Source organism: Aquicoccus porphyridii (genome assembly GCF_008369105.1).
Lineage (GTDB): Bacteria > Pseudomonadota > Alphaproteobacteria > Rhodobacterales > Rhodobacteraceae > Aquicoccus > Aquicoccus porphyridii.
Genome location: NZ_VINQ01000003.1, coordinates 340,722 through 359,105 on the forward strand (window position 1 = coordinate 340,722; position 18,384 = coordinate 359,105).

The 18,384-nt window shown below is 62.1% G+C and carries 12 protein-coding genes and 1 pseudogene; 10 read left to right on the forward strand and 3 right to left on the reverse strand.

Translation table 11 applies throughout. From position 1 onward, the window contains the following. Window positions 1-246: 246 nt before the first annotated feature. The 7 genes from FLO80_RS06935 to FLO80_RS06965 all read left to right on the forward strand — a co-directional run bounded on the left by FLO80_RS06935 (window position 247) and on the right by FLO80_RS06965 (window position 10,175). A complete protein-coding gene (locus tag FLO80_RS06935; RefSeq protein WP_111363059.1) occupies window positions 247-1,614 on the forward strand; it encodes a CmpA/NrtA family ABC transporter substrate-binding protein in 1,368 nt (455 codons plus the stop codon). 102 nt (window positions 1,615-1,716) lie between these two features. Next, complete coding sequence (locus FLO80_RS06940; protein ID WP_111363061.1) at window positions 1,717-2,793, forward strand: ABC transporter permease; 1,077 nt, start codon at window positions 1,717-1,719, stop codon at window positions 2,791-2,793. Between the two features lie 5 nt (window positions 2,794-2,798). After that, a complete protein-coding gene (locus FLO80_RS06945; protein WP_111363064.1) occupies window positions 2,799-4,484 on the forward strand; it encodes an ABC transporter ATP-binding protein in 1,686 nt (561 codons plus the stop codon). 5 nt (window positions 4,485-4,489) lie between these two features. Further along, window positions 4,490-6,919 (forward strand): nitrite reductase large subunit NirB, encoded by a 2,430-nt coding sequence (gene nirB / locus FLO80_RS06950; protein WP_111363067.1) that lies wholly within the window; start codon window positions 4,490-4,492, stop codon window positions 6,917-6,919. Then, window positions 6,916-7,245, forward strand: a complete 330-nt coding sequence (gene nirD / locus FLO80_RS06955; RefSeq protein ID WP_111363069.1) for a nitrite reductase small subunit NirD — start codon at window positions 6,916-6,918, stop codon at window positions 7,243-7,245. The genes nirB and nirD overlap by 4 nt, the downstream gene beginning before the upstream one ends. Next, window positions 7,245-9,875 (forward strand): nitrate reductase, encoded by a 2,631-nt coding sequence (locus FLO80_RS06960; protein WP_111363072.1) that lies wholly within the window; start codon window positions 7,245-7,247, stop codon window positions 9,873-9,875. Before nirD ends, FLO80_RS06960 begins: the two co-directional genes overlap by 1 nt. 72 nt (window positions 9,876-9,947) lie before the next feature. Then, a complete protein-coding gene (locus FLO80_RS06965) occupies window positions 9,948-10,175 on the forward strand; it encodes a hypothetical protein (RefSeq protein ID WP_111363075.1) in 228 nt (75 codons plus the stop codon). 344 nt (window positions 10,176-10,519) lie between these two features. On the opposite strand, the gene FLO80_RS06970 is transcribed toward FLO80_RS06965, so the two are convergent. The 3 genes from FLO80_RS06970 to dapF form a co-directional block, all read right to left on the reverse strand. Next, window positions 10,520-12,484 (reverse strand): alpha/beta hydrolase family protein, encoded by a 1,965-nt coding sequence (locus FLO80_RS06970; RefSeq protein WP_111363077.1) that lies wholly within the window; start codon window positions 12,482-12,484, stop codon window positions 10,520-10,522. Window positions 12,485-13,000: 516 nt separating this feature from the next. Next, a complete protein-coding gene (mtaB, locus tag FLO80_RS06975) occupies window positions 13,001-14,272 on the reverse strand; it encodes a tRNA (N(6)-L-threonylcarbamoyladenosine(37)-C(2))-methylthiotransferase MtaB (RefSeq protein ID WP_111363080.1) in 1,272 nt (423 codons plus the stop codon). 1 nt (window position 14,273) lies between these two features. Next, window positions 14,274-15,056, reverse strand: a complete 783-nt coding sequence (gene dapF, locus FLO80_RS06980) for a diaminopimelate epimerase (RefSeq protein WP_342781713.1) — start codon at window positions 15,054-15,056, stop codon at window positions 14,274-14,276. Between the two features lie 172 nt (window positions 15,057-15,228). Here dapF and FLO80_RS06985 point away from each other — a divergent pair. From FLO80_RS06985 to FLO80_RS06995, 3 genes and pseudogenes are all read left to right on the forward strand, one after another. Beyond that, a pseudogene (locus FLO80_RS06985) lies at window positions 15,229-15,459 on the forward strand (IS5/IS1182 family transposase); the annotation flags it as partial. A gap of 272 nt (window positions 15,460-15,731) precedes the next feature. Beyond that, entirely contained in the window at window positions 15,732-16,712 is a 981-nt protein-coding gene (locus FLO80_RS06990) for a LysR family transcriptional regulator (RefSeq protein ID WP_281286968.1), read from the forward strand. Window positions 16,713-16,851: 139 nt separating this feature from the next. Next, window positions 16,852-18,369: an amidase gene (locus tag FLO80_RS06995; RefSeq protein ID WP_111363090.1), complete on the forward strand. Its 1,518-nt coding sequence runs from the start codon at window positions 16,852-16,854 to the stop codon at window positions 18,367-18,369. The last annotated feature ends 15 nt before the right edge of the window (window positions 18,370-18,384 follow it).

Consider the following 18,384-nt stretch of genomic DNA (forward strand, 5'->3'; position numbering starts at 1 on the left):
GGGCAAATCCCTGCACCACCTGAGACAAGCCGACAGGATGTGACGGTTCTTCTGGCCCTGTTCGCTGCACTGCCGCATGATCGGGTAATCGACCTGCAACGAGGTGGGCCGAACCAAATTCTTCCCAATGACAGGGATATCCTGAGCAAGGTCGCTCGCTTTCCGTCAGCCGATGCTGGTGGACAGTGAACGGCCTTTTACGTTTGCCCGGTGTCTCCCCCCCCGGGCGTGTCGAAAGGACGAAAGATGAAAAAGTTGCTGATCGGCCTTGCCGCCACCACTGCACTCGCCGGCCCGGGCTTCGCCCAACTGCTGGACCTGGAGAAGGATGAACTGACCTTCGGCTTCATCAAGCTCACCGACATGGCGCCGCTCGCGGTGGCCTATGAAAACGGCTACTTCCTCGACGAAGGCCTCTTCGTGACGCTGGAAGCGCAAGCCAACTGGAAGGTGCTGCTTGACGGAGTGATCGACGGACAGTTGGACGGCGCGCATATGCTTGCGGGGCAGCCGCTGGCCGCCACCATCGGTTTTGGCACCGAGGCGCATATCATCACGCCGTTTTCGATGGACCTGAACGGCAACGGCATCACGGTGTCCAACGAGGTCTGGGAAAAGATGCTGCCCCATATCCCCAAGATGGAGGATGGCCGCCCGCAGCACCCGATTTCCGCCGAGGCGCTGGCACCGGTGGTCGAAGAGTTCAGGAACGAGGGCAAGCCCTTCAACATGGGCATGGTCTTCCCGGTGTCGACCCACAATTACGAGTTGCGCTACTGGTTGGCCGCCGGTGGTCTGCACCCCGGCTACTACAGCCAGGAGAACATATCTGGCCAGATCGGTGCGGATGTTTTCCTGTCGGTGACCCCGCCTCCGCAGATGCCGGCGACGTTGGAGGCCGGCACGATCAACGGCTATTGCGTGGGTGAGCCATGGAACCAGCAGGCCGTTTTCAAGGGTATCGGCGTGCCGGTCATCACCGATTATCAGTTGTGGAAGAACAACCCCGAGAAGGTGTTCGGCATCACTGCCGAGTTCGCCGAGCAGTATCCCAACACCACGCTGGCGGTAACCAAGGCGCTGATCCGCGCGGCGATGTGGCTGGACGAGAACGACAATGCCAACCGCCCCGAAGCGGTCGAGATCCTGAGCCGGCCGGAATATGTGGGCGCGGATTACGAGGTGATCGCCAACTCGATGACCGGATTCTTCGAATTCGAGAAGGGCGACAAGCGAGACATCCCCGACTTCAATGTCTTCTTCCGCTACAACGCGACCTATCCCTTCTACTCCGACGCGATCTGGTATCTGACCCAGATGCGCCGCTGGGGTCAGATCGCCGAACCCAAGCCGGACAGCTGGTATGAGGAGGTCGCCAAGTCTGTCTACAAGCCCGAAATCTACCTCGAAGCGGCCCGGTTGCTGGTCGACGAGGGGTTGGCGAACGAGGCCGATTTCCCCTGGGAGAGCAATGGTTACAAGGCACCGACGCCCGCCGAAGATATCATCGACGGCATCGCCTATGACGGCAAGACGCCCAACGCCTATCTCGAAAGCCTGCCAATCGGCCTGAAAAGCGATCAGGTCGTCGTGGGCACCGAAGTCAAGGGCTAAGCCGAACGCGGCCACCCATCTGCCCATGCGGGCATTTCGCGACGAAAGCCCGCACGGGCTTGATGGGCGGCCATTCCCAACCCCAAATCGAGGACAGGTTTCATGACCACCGTTGACCCGAATTTCGCCGAGTCCACCGACCGCGAAGCCCGGCGCGCGCAACTCTTCACCCGCATCAACACAGCCGACAAGTGGTTCCAGGTGCTGGGCCTGGCGTGGCTGACGCCCATGCTCAAGGCCGCCGCAGGGGACAACCCGCGTGCGCAGTTGGGCGAAATCTGGCGCTTGTTGGCCGTGCCACTGTTGGCGATTGCCGCCTTCCTGATGCTCTGGGCTGTGCTGGCGCCCAAGGTGGAAACCTCGCTCGGCGCGATCCCCGGCCCCGGACAAGTGTGGGAAGAGGCGGTGAACCTGCACGAGGACGCGCGGGCAAAGGTCGCCAAGCAAGTCGAGTTCGAGGCCAAGGTCAGCCAGTTGAACGAACGCCGGGTCGAGCAGGGCAAGGAACCGATCGACCGCGCCTATACCGGCGCGCCGACCTATTATCAGCAGATCTGGACCTCGATCCAGACGGTGTTCTTCGGGTTCCTTCTGGCCACCGTCGCGGCGGTGCCGCTGGGCATTCTCGCGGGGCTGTCGGCGACCGCCAATGCGGCGCTCAACCCGCTGATCCAGATCTTCAAACCGGTCTCGCCGCTGGCCTGGCTGCCCATCGTGACGATGATCGTGTCGGCGCTCGCGGCCACCGAGGGCGGATTGTTTCCGAAAAGCTTCATCGTCTCGGCGGTCACGGTCACGCTTTGCTCGCTCTGGCCAACGCTGATCAACACGTCGCTGGGTGTGGCGAGTATCGACAAGAATCTGGTGAATGTCTCCAAGGTGCTGAAGATGAACACATGGACCAAGATCACCAAGCTGGTCCTGCCCTCGGCCCTGCCGTTGATCTTTACCGGGCTGAGACTGAGCCTCGGCGTGGGCTGGATGGTGCTGATCGCCGCCGAGATGCTGGCGCAGAACCCGGGCCTTGGCAAATTCGTCTGGGACGAGTTCCAGAACGGTTCGTCGTCCTCGCTCGCCAAGATCATGGTCGCGGTTTTGACCATCGGCATCATCGGCTTCCTGCTGGATCGCGTGATGTACGCGTTGCAGTCGCTCTTCACCTTCACGAACAACCGGTGAGCGCCATGAGCATTCTCAAACTTGAAAATGTCAGCCAGAGTTTCGGCACAGGCACCCATGCCACCCATGTGCTGAAGGGCATCAACCTCGATGTGCAGGAGGGCGAGTTCCTTGTCCTGCTGGGTTTCTCCGGCACGGGGAAAACGACGCTGATCAACCTGCTGGCAGGGCTGGACCGCCCCACAAAGGGCAGTGTGACGTTCAAGGGCAAGCCCATCACCGAGCCAAGCCCGGAACGCGGCGTGATCTTTCAAAGCTATTCGCTGATGCCGTGGCTGACGGTGAACGGCAATGTGGGGTTGGCCGTGGACACGGTGTTTCCGGGTCTGTCGAGAGCCGAGAAAGCCGCCAAGGTTGCGCATTACGTCGATATGGTCGGGCTGAAACACGCCGCGACACGCCGCCCGGCAGAGCTGTCGGGCGGGATGCGCCAGCGGGTCAACGTGGCGCGTGCCCTGGCGATGAATCCGGAGATGCTTCTGCTGGATGAGCCGCTCTCGGCGCTGGACGCGCTGACCCGCGCCAATCTGGCCGACGAGATCGAGCGTATCTGGGAGGCCGACAAGAAGACCTGCGTCCTGATCACCAACGATGTGGACGAGGCGATCATACTCGCCGACCGGATTATCGCCCTGAATCCCGACGGAACCTTGGGAGAGGAGTTCAACGTCGCCATTCCCCGTCCGCGCAAACGGATGGCGATGAACACCAACGAAACGTTCAAGCGCCTGCGAGCCGACGTTACCAAATACCTGATGGATGTGGGGATCGAGGTCAAAGTCGAAGGAACCCGTGCCCTGCCCGATGTAACCCCGATCCACAATGTGCCCGCCGCGGTGAAAGATGCGCAGCAGGGCCTGATCGTTGAGCGTTTCCTCGACTTTTCGCAACTCCACAAGGTGTATCCGACGCCGAAAGGGCCGCTCACCGTGGTCGAGGATTTCGACCTCAAGATCGACCGGGGCGAGTTCATATCGCTTATCGGTCATTCGGGCTGCGGCAAATCCACGGTGCTGACCATGGCCGCCGGTCTGAACGAGATTTCCAAGGGCGCGATCAAGCTCGATGGCCACCACGTCGAAGGCGCGGACCCGGAACGCGCCGTCGTGTTTCAGTCGCCCAACCTGTTCCCGTGGCTCTCGGCGCGGGAAAACTGCGCCATCGGGGTCGACAAGGTCTATCCCCGCGCGTCCCGGGCCGAACGGCAGGATGTCGTCGAATATTACCTGGAGCGGGTGGGGCTTGCGGACGCGATGGACAAGCCCGCCAGCGACATGTCGAACGGGATGCAGCAGCGGGTGGGCATCGCGCGGGCCTTCGCCCTCTCGCCCAAGCTGCTGCTGCTGGACGAGCCTTTCGGGATGCTCGACAGCCTGACCCGATGGGAACTGCAGGAAGTCCTGATGGAGGTCTGGTCGCGCACCAAGGTTACCGCGATTTGCGTCACGCACGATGTGGACGAGGCGATCCTGCTGGCCGACCGCGTGGTGATGATGACGAACGGCCCGCAGGCCACCATCGGCAAGATCACCAAGGTCGATCTGTCCCGCCCACGCACCCGCAAGGCGCTGCTCTCGCATCCGGACTACTACGCCTACCGGCAGGACGTGCTCGATTTCCTTGAGAAATATGAACATGGCGCGAAACCCAAACCGACACCAGTGGCCCGCAAGGCCATCGCTGCGGAGTGAAAACCATGACACAGAAACTTGTTATCATCGGCGCGGGCATGGCCTCTGGCCGCGTGATCGAACAATTGGTCGAAACCTCGCCGGAAGCGTTCGACATCACGCTTTTCAACGCCGAACCGCGCGGCAATTACAACCGGATCATGCTGTCCCCGGTTCTGTCCGGCGAACAGACCTACGCCGACATCGTCACCCATGACGACGATTGGTACGCCGCCCATGGCGTGACCTGTCGGTTTGGCGAGCATGTGGTGCGCCTCGATCCCGAGATGAAGCTCGTCGAAGGGCAGAACGGGTGTGCGCCATATGACAAGCTGATCATTGCGACCGGCTCTGCGCCGTTCATCATTCCGGTGCCCGGCAAGGAGCTGCCCGGCGTGATCACCTACCGCGATCTGGACGACACCAACGCCATGATCGAGGCCGCCGACAAGGGCGGCGCGGCCGTGGTCATCGGTGGTGGCCTGCTGGGCCTCGAAGCCGCGGCCGGTTTGGCAGAGCGCGGCATGGACGTCACCGTGCTGCATCTGATGGGTCACCTGATGGAGCGGCAGCTGGATGAGGCCGCCGGGTATTTGCTGCGCAAGGATCTCGAGGGGCGGGGCATCACGATCCGCACCCAAGCGTCGACCAAGGCGATCATCGGGGACGGGCGCGTCGAAGCGGTGCTTCTGGAAAGCGGTGAAACGCTGCCGGCCGATCTGGTCGTCATGGCGGTCGGCATCCGGCCCGAAACGCGGTTGGCGACGGATGCCGGGCTGACCGTCGCGCGCGGCATCGACGTGAACGCGCAGATGCAGACATCGGACCCGGACATCTATGCCGTTGGGGAATGCGTGGAATTCGACGGGCATCTCTTCGGTCTCGTCGCTCCGCTTTACGATCAAGCAAAGGTTTTGGCGCGCACCCTGCTGGGCGGGCGTGACGCCTTTGTCGTCAAGGACACGGCCACCAAGCTCAAGGTGACAGGCTGCAACCTGTTCAGCGCCGGCGACTTTGCCGACGGGCCGGGCCGCGAGGATATCGTGCTCCGCGATCCGGCCAAGGGCATCTACAAGCGCCTCGTGATCGAGGAGGATCGCCTGGTTGGCGCCGTCATGTATGGCGACACCGCCGACGGAAACTGGTTCTTCCAGCTCATCAAGGACGGCACCGAAATCGACGAACTGCGCGAGACGCTGATCTTTGGTCCGGCCTTTCAGGGGAGCGCCACCGCGGACCCTCTCTCAGCCGTTGCAGCATTGCCGCGTGAGGCGGAAATCTGCGGCTGCAACGGCATCTGCAAGGGCACCATCGTGGACGCGATCAACGCCGGCGCGACCGAACTGGGCGCGGTCAGGGCCACGACCAAGGCCAGCGCCTCCTGCGGCACCTGCACCGGGCTGGTTGAACAGCTGTTGCAAGTGACGCTGGGCGATGACTTCGCCATGCCGACCGCGCAGCCGATCTGCGGCTGTTGCGATTTCACCCACGAGGACGTGCGGCGCCTGATCAAGTCGCAGGAACTGAAATCGCAGGAAGCGGTCTGGCAGGAACTGGGCTGGAAAACGCGCAATGGCTGCCATGTCTGCCGCCCGGCGGTGAACTTCTACCTGCTTGCCGACTGGCCGCTGGAATACCGGGATGACCCGCAAAGCCGCTTTGTCAACGAACGCAAGCACGCAAACATCCAGAAGGACGGCACCTTTTCCGTGGTGCCGCGCATGTGGGGCGGCATCACCAATCCGACCGAACTGCGCGCCATCGCCGATGCCGCCGAGAAATACGACGTGCCCACGGTCAAGGTCACGGGTGGGCAGCGGATCGACCTTCTGGGCGTGAAGGGCGAGGACCTGCCACATATCTGGGCCGATCTGAACCGCGCCGGGCTGGTCTCGGGTCATGCCTATTCAAAGGGGCTGCGCACGGTGAAGACCTGCGTGGGCACCGATCATTGCCGGTTCGGCACGCAGGACAGCACGGGCCTCGGCATCAAGCTGGAACAGATACTCTGGGGGGCCTGGACGCCGCACAAGGTCAAGCTGGGCGTCTCGGGCTGCCCGCGAAACTGCGCCGAGGCGACCTGCAAGGATGTGGGCATCGTCTGCGTCGACAGCGGCTATCAGGTCGGTGTCGCAGGCGCAGCGGGTATGGACGTGAAAGAGACCGAACGCCTGGTGGACGTCCCAACCGAGGCAGAGGCCATCGAATGGACGACCGCCTTTGTCCAGCTTTACCGCGAGAACGCCAGGTATCTCGACCGGCCCTACAAGTGGGTCGCCAAGGTGGGCCTCGACTGGGTCAGGGATCGGCTGGCGGATGCGGACGAACGGGCCCGCCTGGTCGCGGCGTTCGAGCTTTCTCAATCCATCTACCGCGTGGACCCTTGGGCAGAACACGCAAGACAGGCCGAACGCTTCCAGCCGCTGGCCGATCTGACACTGGAGGCCGCGGAATGAGCTGGATCGACATTTGCGGCACCGAAGACATCCCGCTGCGCGGCGCGCGAACGCTGAAAACCGCGCTGGGCTGCGTTGCCGTGTTCCGCACCGCCAAGGACGAGGTCTTTGCCGCTTCGAACACATGCCCGCACAAGGGCGGGCCGCTGTCCGAAGGCATCGTGCATGGCCAGTCCGTGACCTGCCCGTTGCACAACTGGGTGTTCGATCTGAACACCGGTCAGGCACAGGGCGAAGACGGCTCCATCGCCACCTTCCCGGTGCGGGTTGAGGCTGGCCGCGTGCTGATCGACGCCGCCAAGCTGCTGGCGCGGAGCGCCGCGTGATGGGCGGCAGCGGGTTGCCCGAAACACGTTCGATCTGCCCCTATTGCGGCGTCGGTTGTGGCGTGCTCTTGCGCCCGGATGGGCAGGGCGGACTGGATGTGCGCGGCGATCCGGATCATCCGGCGAACTTTGGACGATTGTGCTCCAAGGGCTCGGCGCTGGGCGAGACCGTGGGGCTGGAACATCGATTGCTCGCGCCTCAGGTCGATGGGCGACAGGTCGATTGGGACACGGCGTTGCGCCTGGTGGCGGAGCGGTTTTCCGACACCATTGCGCGGCACGGGCCGGACAGCGTGGCTTTTTACGTCTCCGGCCAATTGCTGACCGAAGACTACTATGTCGCCAACAAGCTGATGAAGGGCTTTATCGGCTCGGCCAATATCGACACCAATTCGCGGCTCTGCATGGCGTCGTCGGTGGCGGGGCACAAACGCGCCTTCGGCACCGACACGGTGCCCGGCACCTACGAGGATATCGACGAGGCCGATCTGGTGGTGCTGGTGGGTTCGAACCTCGCCTGGTGCCACCCGGTGCTGTATCAACGGCTGCTGGCCGCGCGGAAGGCACGCGGCACGAGGATCGTGGTCATCGATCCGCGCCGCACGGCAAGCTGCGACGGCGCGGACATGCATCTGGCCTTGCAGCCCGGATCGGATGTGGCACTCTTCAACGCGCTGCTGGCCCGGATCAACGGTGCAGGCGCGGTGGATCAGGATTTCATCGCGCATACTCAAGGGCTTGAACCCGCGCTCGAGGCCGCTTGGGCCGATGACCCATCCGTCACCGGTCTGAGCGACTCCGAGATCGCTGCCTTTTGCGACCTCTGGATGGCGACCGAGCGCGTGGTGACGATCTATTCGCAGGGCGTGAACCAATCGACATCCGGTACGGACAAGGTCAACGCGATACTCAACTGCCACCTGGCCACGGGCCGGATCGGCAAGCCGGGTCGCGGGCCGCTATCCGTCACCGGTCAGCCCAACGCCATGGGCGGGCGTGAGGTCGGCGGGTTGGCCAATATGCTGGCCTGTCACCTCGACCTTGAAAACCCCGATCACCGCGGCGCCGTGCGCGACTTCTGGAACGCGCCGCATGTGCCGCACGCGTCCGGGTTGAAAGCTGTGGACCTGTTCCGCGCTGTCGGTGACGGACGGATCAAGGCGTTGTGGATCATCCACACCAACCCCGCCGTGTCGATGCCCGAGGCGGACGCGGTGCGCGACGCCATCGCAGGCTGCGACTTTACCGTTGTCAGCGACATCACCGCGCAGACCGATACCGCGCGGCTGGCCGACGTGATCCTGCCCGCCAGCGCCTGGGGAGAGAAGGACGGCACCGTTACCAACACCGACCGCACCATCAGCCGCCAGCGCCGCATTCTACCTGTGCCGGGGCAGGCACGGCCCGACTGGGACATCCTGGCCGAGGTCGGGCGGCGCATGGGTTATCTGCGCGCCTTCGACTATGATACTCCAGCCGGGATCTTTCGCGAATATGCGGCCTTGTCGGGCATTGCCGGGCAATTTGGCCGGGATTTCGATATCTCGGGCCTCGGTGATCTGAGCGACAGTGCCTATGACGCGCTGGAGCCGCAGCGCTGGCCGGTGACGTCGAAACGCAAGGGGGGTCGGTTCTTCGCGGATGGCGGGTTTTTCCACGCCGACGGCAGGGGCAGGATCGTGCCCGTCACCTGGTGTCCGCCTGTGGCCCGGACCGAGCCGCGCTTTCCGTTCCGTTTCAACACCGGGCGGATACGGGATCAGTGGCACACCATGACGCGAACGGCCCTCAGCCCCCGGCTCTCGGCGCATCTGGCCGAACCGTTTCTGGAGCTTCACCCGGCGGATGCCGCCCGCCTCAAGATTGGCGGCGCCGATCTGGTGCATGTCGAGAGTCCGACAGGCCGTGCCATCCTCCGCGCGCGCATCACCGATGCCGTCCAGCCCGGTCAGGTCTTTGCACCGATGCATTGGACCGGCGAGACCGCGCCCTCGGGCCGGATCGACGCGCTTATCGCGGCCATGACGGACCCGGTTTCTGGCCAGCCCGAAAGCAAGGCCAGCGTCGTGACCGTCTCCCGTTTCGACGCGGCGTGGTATGGGTTTGCCGTCTCGGCGGGGCCGATGGCACCGCGATCCGACTATTGGGCACGGGCCCGGACCCGACAGGGCTACCGGGCCGAACTCGCCGGGTCCACGCCGGTCGACGATTGGGAGGTCGAAGCCCGCAGGCTGTTTGTCGCACCGCACGCGACGGCGGCCACGATCGTGGATGCAAATCGCGGGTCGGCCCGTGTCGTGTTGCAGGAAGGCGGAATGATCATTGGTGCGCTCTTCGTGGCGCCCGAGCCCGTGGCCATCATGCGCGACTACCTCGCCACCCTGCCCGGCACCGACAGCCCCGATGCGCTGACAGGCCGTCCGCCCGCGGATGCGCCCAATCCCGGCCCGATACTCTGTTCTTGCTTCGGCATCGGCGTCAACACCATCATCGATGCGGTCGAGACCAGCGGAGCGCTGAGCGTGGAGGCCATCGGCGAAGCGCTGGGCGCAGGCACGAATTGCGGCTCCTGCCGACCCGAGATCGCCGAGTTGCTGCACAATCTGACACCGAGGGAGGCCGCCGAATGAGCCTGTCGGGAGTGGGCAAAACCTGGGGGTTGGTTGCTTTGATGTAGCGGTTGTTCAAACAGGAAGACCGCCATGGATGTACGGTTTCTGCCGCAATTCACCACGCCTGCCGCGGGTCCGATTTGGCACCAGATCCCGATCCTTGGCCCTGTCTTCGCCAGCACCGGATTTTGCATCACGGCAGGCTACGGCGCCACGGCGGGCCTTCTGCGCACGGCCCTCGGCCGGGTCTCGAAAACGCTCAATCGCATCACCGCGCTTGTCTTCGGGGCACTCGCCATCCGTCTCGTCTGGGAATAGAGTACGCGGGGTTGCGGGGTAGAAATCCACGGGGTCGCAATGCGGGGCATTGCGGACGTTCGATGCGGGTGTGACGTGGTGAAGACTGAACGGCGGTTGTGGGCAGGGAGCGGAGTTTGCAAAGTTAAGAACCTTGACCGCCTTTCCGACGCGACTGGCTCAAGCCCGCAGAGCGTTACATGGTTCGTTGCCGAACCAGCACTTCACTCGAACCCCGGCATCTTCCGGAGGCAAATGGCCGAGAATGCCAACTCATCGTAGGGGTGCGAACTCCAGAGCTTACTCAGGAATCAAGAACCACAGATTGTGACCGGCTCCGCATTCCTTTGTAACGCTCCCTTTCATCAATCTATGACACCGGGGGCCCACTCCACGAATTCAAACCCACCGGACCGGCCACCGGCGTGATTGGCCAGAAAATCCTCGATAGACCGGGCACGGTCCAGATTGTCGCGCCAGTGCTGTGTTCCATGGCCCGCGTTCGGGAAATACCGAACGGTGACATCTTTACCGGCCGCCAAAGCCGCCGCTTCAAAGTCCCGCACTTGTTGTACGGCGGCAATCTGATCGCGCAGGCCACCGTGAATCAGTATCGGGCCATGAATATCGTCGATGCGATTTGCCGGCGAATAGTCACGCATCAATGCAAGATCATCCGGGTCGTCCAGTTGGCCAAAGTATCGCCACCAGCCGTCGATCCCGTTGTTCCAAAAGCCGGGATGGTATTTCGACTGAAATTCCACATCCAGCATCGGAAACTCGACAACCGCCGCATCAAAAAGGCCCGGGTCACGCGTCATGGCAAGCGCCGCGGAATATCCGCCATAGCTGGTGCCCATGGCCACCAAGGCATCGGTATCCGCAAGGCCCTCCTCCACAAGCCATTGCGCAGCATCGGCGATGTCATCCTGCATCGCCCTGCCAAATCGCCCGAAGCCCTTGGCTTGAAAGGCTTTGCCAAACCCCTTGGAGCCACGGAAGTTCACCGACAAAACACCATAGCCCCGGTTGACCAGAAACTGCGTGTCATGGTCATAGCCCAGTGCCGAAGCGCCTGCCGGCCCCCCATGGATATGGACAATGAATGGAATGGGGCCCGAAACCCCTCGTGGCATCGATAAAACAGCGGGGATTTGAAGGCCATCACGCGCTTGGAACCTGACACTTTTCTCTTGAACAAGGCGGTCTTGAAACCGACGGAAATGAAATTCGTCCAGAACCTCGTAAGACTGATTTTCGAGGTCGATCAAAAGATAGATCCAGGATTTGCTCTGGGGCGATATCGCTTGGATGACATAGCGCCCCGAGGGCGTTGCCGAGGTGTAACCAAGGCTTACCGGCTGCGGAAATTCCGCCAATATGTTCAGAAACACCTCCCCACGGTCCGTAAGCGCCACCCTGTCCAGCGTATCAAGCCCCATGCGGATGATATCCGGACCCTCATCATAGGTCAGCGCGGTGGCCGCCCCGATATCCCCGTCAGGGTTCTCAACAAGAACAGTTTCCTCGCCTGTGGTTGTGTCAAGCCTCACAAGCGCGGCCTTGTCACGGCCCCGCGACGAGCGCGCAACAAGATGGCCAGTCTCATCAACCGGGCTCAACGGCTCGAACACATCGTTGAGATCAAGGTCAAAAAGCACATCCCACGTGCTTTCGGTCTTTCTGAACACGCGCTGCGTGGAAGTGTTCAGTGAATCCACCCGCAAGATCGGCTTTGTCTTGCCCTTGTTGAAAACCCAATAATGGCTTCTCGAATTTCCCTCGGCCATTCGTTCCACATCCAGACCATCTTGCGAAACGCGCCACATGTGTCCCAGTTCGCTCCGGCTTGTACGGCCCCAGAAAAGAACCGGCTCTTCCGCATTGGTCGCATATTGAGTGAGGTTCCAGCCACCCGACAGTTTCACGGGGCTGGTCCGCCTCCAGTTCTCCCGCTCCGGATTGAAGGGATCAGCCTCCCAATCATGCCCTTCGAAGATAAAGCGCAAAAGGGGTTTGTCCGGGTGCCAGCGGATACCGGACAAACCAATGGGGAATTCCGCGATCTGCTCTCCGCTTGCAATCTCTCTGACCACCATGCTCCGCCCGAAAAGGCTCGCTTTTTCCGATATGGTGTAGACGCCGTCATGGGAGGCTACATAGCCAAATTCTGACCGCGGATTGGCATAGAACGCGCGGGTCGGGATGAGCGTAGGCAGATCGCTCGCGCGCAAGACCGGATGAGAAGCAGGGGTGTTCTTGGTGAGGGCAAATACAAAAGCGACGCCGCCCAAAACTAGTAGCAAACAAATAAACGCAATTTTTTTCATACAGATTAACCTACGAAGTCCATCTTACTGGTCCAATCGGTAGACTTGCGGACAGTGTTGGTCAACTCTTGCTCGGGTCAGAGCTTATCTGCAAAGAGCAGGGAAATAAGCGTCTGCTTTGGGGCTGACAGCCGCCAAATGCGCCCGCAGCATTGGCGGCAGGTCTGACCGTCCGCAAAGGCCTCAAAACGGTCATCCCACAGTTTCGCTCAGAGCAAATGGACCCCAGCCTGTTGCCCTGCCTTCATCGGGTATCTTGTGTCAGGTGCCGAACTCCGGGGCGTCGACACAAAAGGGGCAGATCCCGGGGCAGCGACCGTTGCGTTAACCACGGTGGGGCAAGGATTTGTCAAGTTTTGCCCGGCAGCCGGGCAGCAGCCGGATGTCAGCCGGATGTCACCCCCCGAAATCCCGCCCCAAAGCGGCGTTAACCTTTGCTGTGCAGAGACCGGCGGCACCGTTCAGGAACGGCCTGACGCACCCTGCAGTCCCGACGTCCTGAGAGCGCGAAGCGCGTCAGGCCATCAACCTGTTGCCCGATTGCCCGCGGATCATGGCGGTCACGATCTTGCCTTCTGGCTGAGGCACATTGAACATCACTTCCGCAAACTGCTCGGTCCGCCCCATATGCGGGTTTTCCGTCAGGATACAATGGGTTAGACCCTGTTGCGCGCCGAGGTGCCGGGCCACCGCCGCATCGCCCGCCGCGCGCAGCCGGGCAGCGCGTTCGCGGATCGCCGTGCCATGAACCTGCGGCATCCGCGCCGCCGGCGTGCCGGGGCGAGGGCTGTAGGGAAAGACATGCAGCCAGGTCAGGTGACACTCCTCGACCAGCTTCAGCGAATTCTCGAAATGCGCCTCGGTCTCGGTCGGAAAGCCCGCGATGATGTCGGCACCAAAGGTCATGTCCGGGCGCAGCCCGCGCGCCTCTTCGGCGAAACGGATCGCATCATCACGCAAATGCCGGCGCTTCATCCGCTTGAGGATCAGGTCGTCGCCATGTTGCAGCGAAAGGTGCAGATGCGGCATCAGGCGCGGTTCGGTGGCAATGGCCTGCATCAGGTTGTCATCGACCTCGATCGAGTCGATGGAACTGATCCGCAGACGCGCAAGATCCGGCACCAGCTTGAGAATCCGCATCACCAGATCACCGAGCCGAGGTGCCGCAGGCAGGTCAGCCCCCCAGGACGTCAGGTCCACCCCGGTCAGCACCACCTCGTTGTAACCCCGGTCAACCAGCCGTTTGATCTGGTCCACCACCACGCCGGCGGGAACCGAACGCGAATTGCCCCGACCATAGGGGATAATGCAGAACGTGCAGCGGTGATCACACCCGTTCTGGACCTGCACATAAGCGCGTGACCGCGTGCCGAACCCGTCGATCAGGTGCCCGGCGGTCTCGGTCACACTCATGATGTCATCAACGACAACACGTTCGGTTTCCCCAGTGAAATCAGGGGCAAGCCGGGTCCATGTCTCGGGTTGCATCTTCTCGCTGTTGCCGATCACGGCATCGACCTCGTCCATCGCGGCAAAGCTCTTGGGGTCGATCTGGGCGGCACAGCCGGTGACGATCACCCGCGCATCCGGATTCTCGCGACGCAAGCGGCGGATTTCCTGCCGTGCCTTGCGCACCGCCTCGGCGGTCACCGCGCAGGTGTTGACCACCACTGCATCGCCCAACCCCGCCTGCGCCGCCAACTCCTTCATCGCCTCGGTCTCATAGGCGTTGAGGCGACAGCCGAGCGTGGTGAATTTCGGCACGGGAAACTTGGGTGATACCGACATCTCAGACCCTCCAGACCCCGTCAAACACATGCGCCGTCGGGCCGGTCATCCAGATGCCATCATCGGCCAGCCGAATGTCCAGCACCCCGCCATCGAGCCGCACACGCACCTCCCGGGCCACCAGCCCACGCCGATGCGCAGCATGGGCCACAGCACATGACGACGATCCCGAGGCCAGCGTGACGCCGACCCCACGCTCCCACACCCGCATCCGGATCCGGTTGTTGCCCTCGACATGGGCGAATTGAACATTCGTGCGTTCGGGAAAGAGCGGATGATGCTCGATCGCCGGACCACGCGCCGCCAGATCGACGGCTTCGCAATCTTCGACGAAAAAGGTGCAATGCGGATTGCCCATCGACGTGACCACCGGCCCGCCCTTGATCGGAAGGTGCAAAGTGTCCACCTCATGCGCCAGCGGGATCTCGTCCCAGCGGACCGCCGCATGCCCCATGTTGACCGAGGTCAACCCATCGCCCGCATCCCGCGCGGGCAACACGCCATGGTCGGTCGCTATCGTCACCGAACCCTGCCCGGTCTCATCCATCACGTAGCGCGCAACACAGCGCGTGGCATTGCCGCAGGCCGCCGCGCGCGAACCGTCGGCGTTGAAAAACGTCAGATGCAGATCGGCCTCGGCGCTGTCGCGCATCACCGCCAGTTGGTCAAACCCCACACCACGATGCCTGTCCCCCAACCGCACGGCGGTTTGCTCGTCGACCATCGGCGCAAGGCCACGCTCGTCCACAACGACGAAATCGTTGCCGAGCCCGTGCATCTTCATGAAAGGAATATGTGTCGCGCGCATGTTCATGACCGGCATATACGCCTGCCCGGGCCCTGAATCCAGCATCACCCCCAAAAACATATTTTCCTCGAACATGTAAGCTCAGGACCCGTTAAGTGGCTCGAGGTTGGATAGGCTGCGTGAGTCACGTTCCCAAACTGAGGGGCGTGTGAGCACTCTATTCTGGTTGACCGACGAGCAGATGGCGCTGTTGCAGCCGTTCTTTCGCTAGAGCCCTGGCAAGCCACGCGGCGATGATCGGCGCGTGCTGAGCGGCATTAACTTCATAAACCGCAATAGCTTGCGCTGCTGCGAAGGAGCATGGCCAGCGAAGACCCGCTGCAATCGCTGGAAATGTTGGGGCGAGATAGGTGTGTTCGCCCGGATCTTCGAAGGCCTTTTGCGTGGAATCTCGAACCGCGCCTGTCCGTGACGACCTCGGTTGTCGGTGGTTGGTAATCGGTCCGTTCTAGCCCCCCGGCCCTAGCTCAAGTGGCGAGGCCGCTGCCCATGGCGAAAGGCTCGGACTCGCTCAATGCCATGTCCGTGACCTGATTCGCCGGGATTGGGCGCACAGGGAGGCTATCGCCCAACTCCAGCCAGCGCGCATTCCAAACTGTCCAACCGTATCGACCGCCAATAACTCTACCGCTATGCTTGCTTACCACAGTCGTGCTGCATGGATCAGCACATCGGATTGGGCGGTTTCGGAGGTCTTTCTTGACGGGCGCGAGATGGCATAGCAGGTTGACCATCCGACATTTCAGGATGATCGACAGCCTTGAACGGCTTGGCCTCGTTGCGAGAGTTGCCGAGGCTTTGAATGTCACGCAGCCTGCCGTATCCAAGCAAATCGCGGATCTGGAGCAGATCGTGGGAAGCCCCATTGTCCTGCGTGAACGAAACAGGCTGTATCTTACCCCGGTCGGCCTGCGCCTTGCCAAGCACGCACGCCTGGTGCTGGCCCAGATCGAACGCGCCGCGCTGGATATCGACGGGCTTGCCGCAGGCATTTCCGGCGCCGTGGCGGTCGGCGCCGTGGGGTCTGTCGCGCCGACACTCTTGCCCCGAGCAATCGCGTTCATGAACAGCGTGGCCCCGAATGTGAACCTGTCCGTGATCGAGGGGCATTTTGTGTCCATGCTGCCCTTGCTGAACGACAACAGCATTGATTTCCTTATCGCGCGGTCATGGCAGCCACAGGAATACTCGGGTATTGCACAAACCCTTTTGTATGAAGAAAGGTTGCGTGTCGTCGCCGGCCCAAAACATCCACTGACAAGGGCCCGAAACGTGTCATGGCCCGACGTCGTAAGCTGGCCGTGGGTCTTTTCTCCTGAGACTTCGGTCGCACGCCAAGGGATTTCGTCGCTGTTTGCGCAATATGGTCTGGCAACACCCGAAAGGGTTACCGCGTCGATCTCACTGACGTTGAACATGGCATTGATGAAGGAAATGAATGTCTTGACCCTGTTTCCCGAGGAGCTTGCCAAGGCGCATGCGCTGCGAGGGGATTTGGCCATACTGCCGTTGGATGCCGGTAACCTGCTTTCCGAAGTGCGCTGCTATTGGCGATCCGACAGGCCGACAGACAAAAGCAAATCCCTCTTCCTGCATTGCATCGAACAAAGTGCGGCTCAGAGGAATGAATAACCAAAAGTTATGGTTGCCGCCCGGGATTTCATTTTTCTGACAGGTCGTCGTCGCCTAGCGTCTGTAGCACACTTTCTTCACATGATCGGGGAGGATCCTGGGGTGAGATTGGTTCACGCAGCGAAATCAGGCGTTCGGCATGTCTGAGGCCAGTTTGCCAGAGCTGTCAGCCGTTGAGATGCTGCGCGGGTTTGCGCAACGCCGCTTTACGCCCGATGATGTGCTTGCGGCTTGTCTGGACAGGATTTCGCGCTGGAATCCGACCATCAACGCCCTGACCACAATCGATACCGAGGGCGCTTCGCAACAGGCGCAGGCCTCGACCCGCCGCTGGGCCAAAGGTCAGCCCCTCGGGCGGCTGGACGGCGTGCCGATAGGCATCAAGGACATGCAGGATGTCCGGGGCTTGCCGACCACCCATGGCAGCCCGCTTTTTCGCAATAATCTCGCTGCGCGCGATCAGGCGATCGTAGCGCGGTTGCGCAACAGCGGCGCGGTCGTCGCAGCCAAGACCAACGTGCCCGAGTTCGGTGCCGGCGGAAACACCAGGAACCCGGTCTGGGGCGCAACATGCAATCCCTTCGACACCCGGCTGATTGTAGGTGGATCGTCAGGCGGTTCCGCGGCGGCACTTGCGGCGGACATGCTGCCGCTCTGCACCGGATCTGATACCGGTGGGTCCTTGAGGCTTCCTGCGTCACTCTGCGGCGTGGTGGGGTTTCGCCCCTCTGCGAATGTGATCGCTCATCCCGATCGCCCGCTGGGCTGGTCGGCGATTTCGGTGCTTGGCCCAATGGCGCGCACGATGGATGATCTTGTGCTGATGCTCGGCTGCATCCACGGGTCCGATCTGGATGATCCGTTGTCGGCTCCTGCCGCAGCAGATCGCTTCAACAACATTCGGCCAACACCGCTTGCGCGGTTGCGCGTCGGCGTCAGCGAGGATTTTGGCGGTTTGCCTGTCGATCCCGAGATCCGAGCGACCTTTCGTCAAAGAATCGATCTGATAGCCCCTCATGTTGCGTCCCTGAAAGAGGTCGATCTGGCTCTGGGTGACATGGACCGCGTCTTTGACATTTTGCGCGCGGAGAGTTTCCTTGCGGCCTTCGGTATCGGGGTTCAGCGCAGTTCGGATGACTTCCCGAGCCAGGTCAGGGCCAATGTCGCCGTGGGACGTAAAATGACCCTGGACGACCGGGCCTGGGCGCATGCCGAGCAGACACGTATCCTGCGGCGTTTCAACCGCCTGATGCGGGAGGTCGATGTCATTCTCTTGCCAACCGCACCGGTATCACCCTTCCCATGGACACAATCCTTTGCCGATACCATCGACGGCCAACCGCAGGATATCTATTACCGCTGGCTGGCGCTGACCTATCGCGGCTCTCTGAGTGGCGGACCCAGCCTGACCCTGCCCGCGGGCCGCGACGCCAGCGGAATGCCCTTTGGCCTACAGATGCTTGGTGCAATTGGGGGCGATGCCCGGCTTCTGGCCATAGGAAAATCGCTTGAAACGCTCTTTCAGCAAGACGACTCTACCGCCCGTCCCCGCCCCGATTTTGCCGCGCTGAAACCCGCCCCGGTCGACCCGCGCAGCATTATCGACAGCGCCAGGCATGCGGACGCAGACCCCACCTCGGCACGCACCGCTGTTTGAGAAAGGCCAAACCAC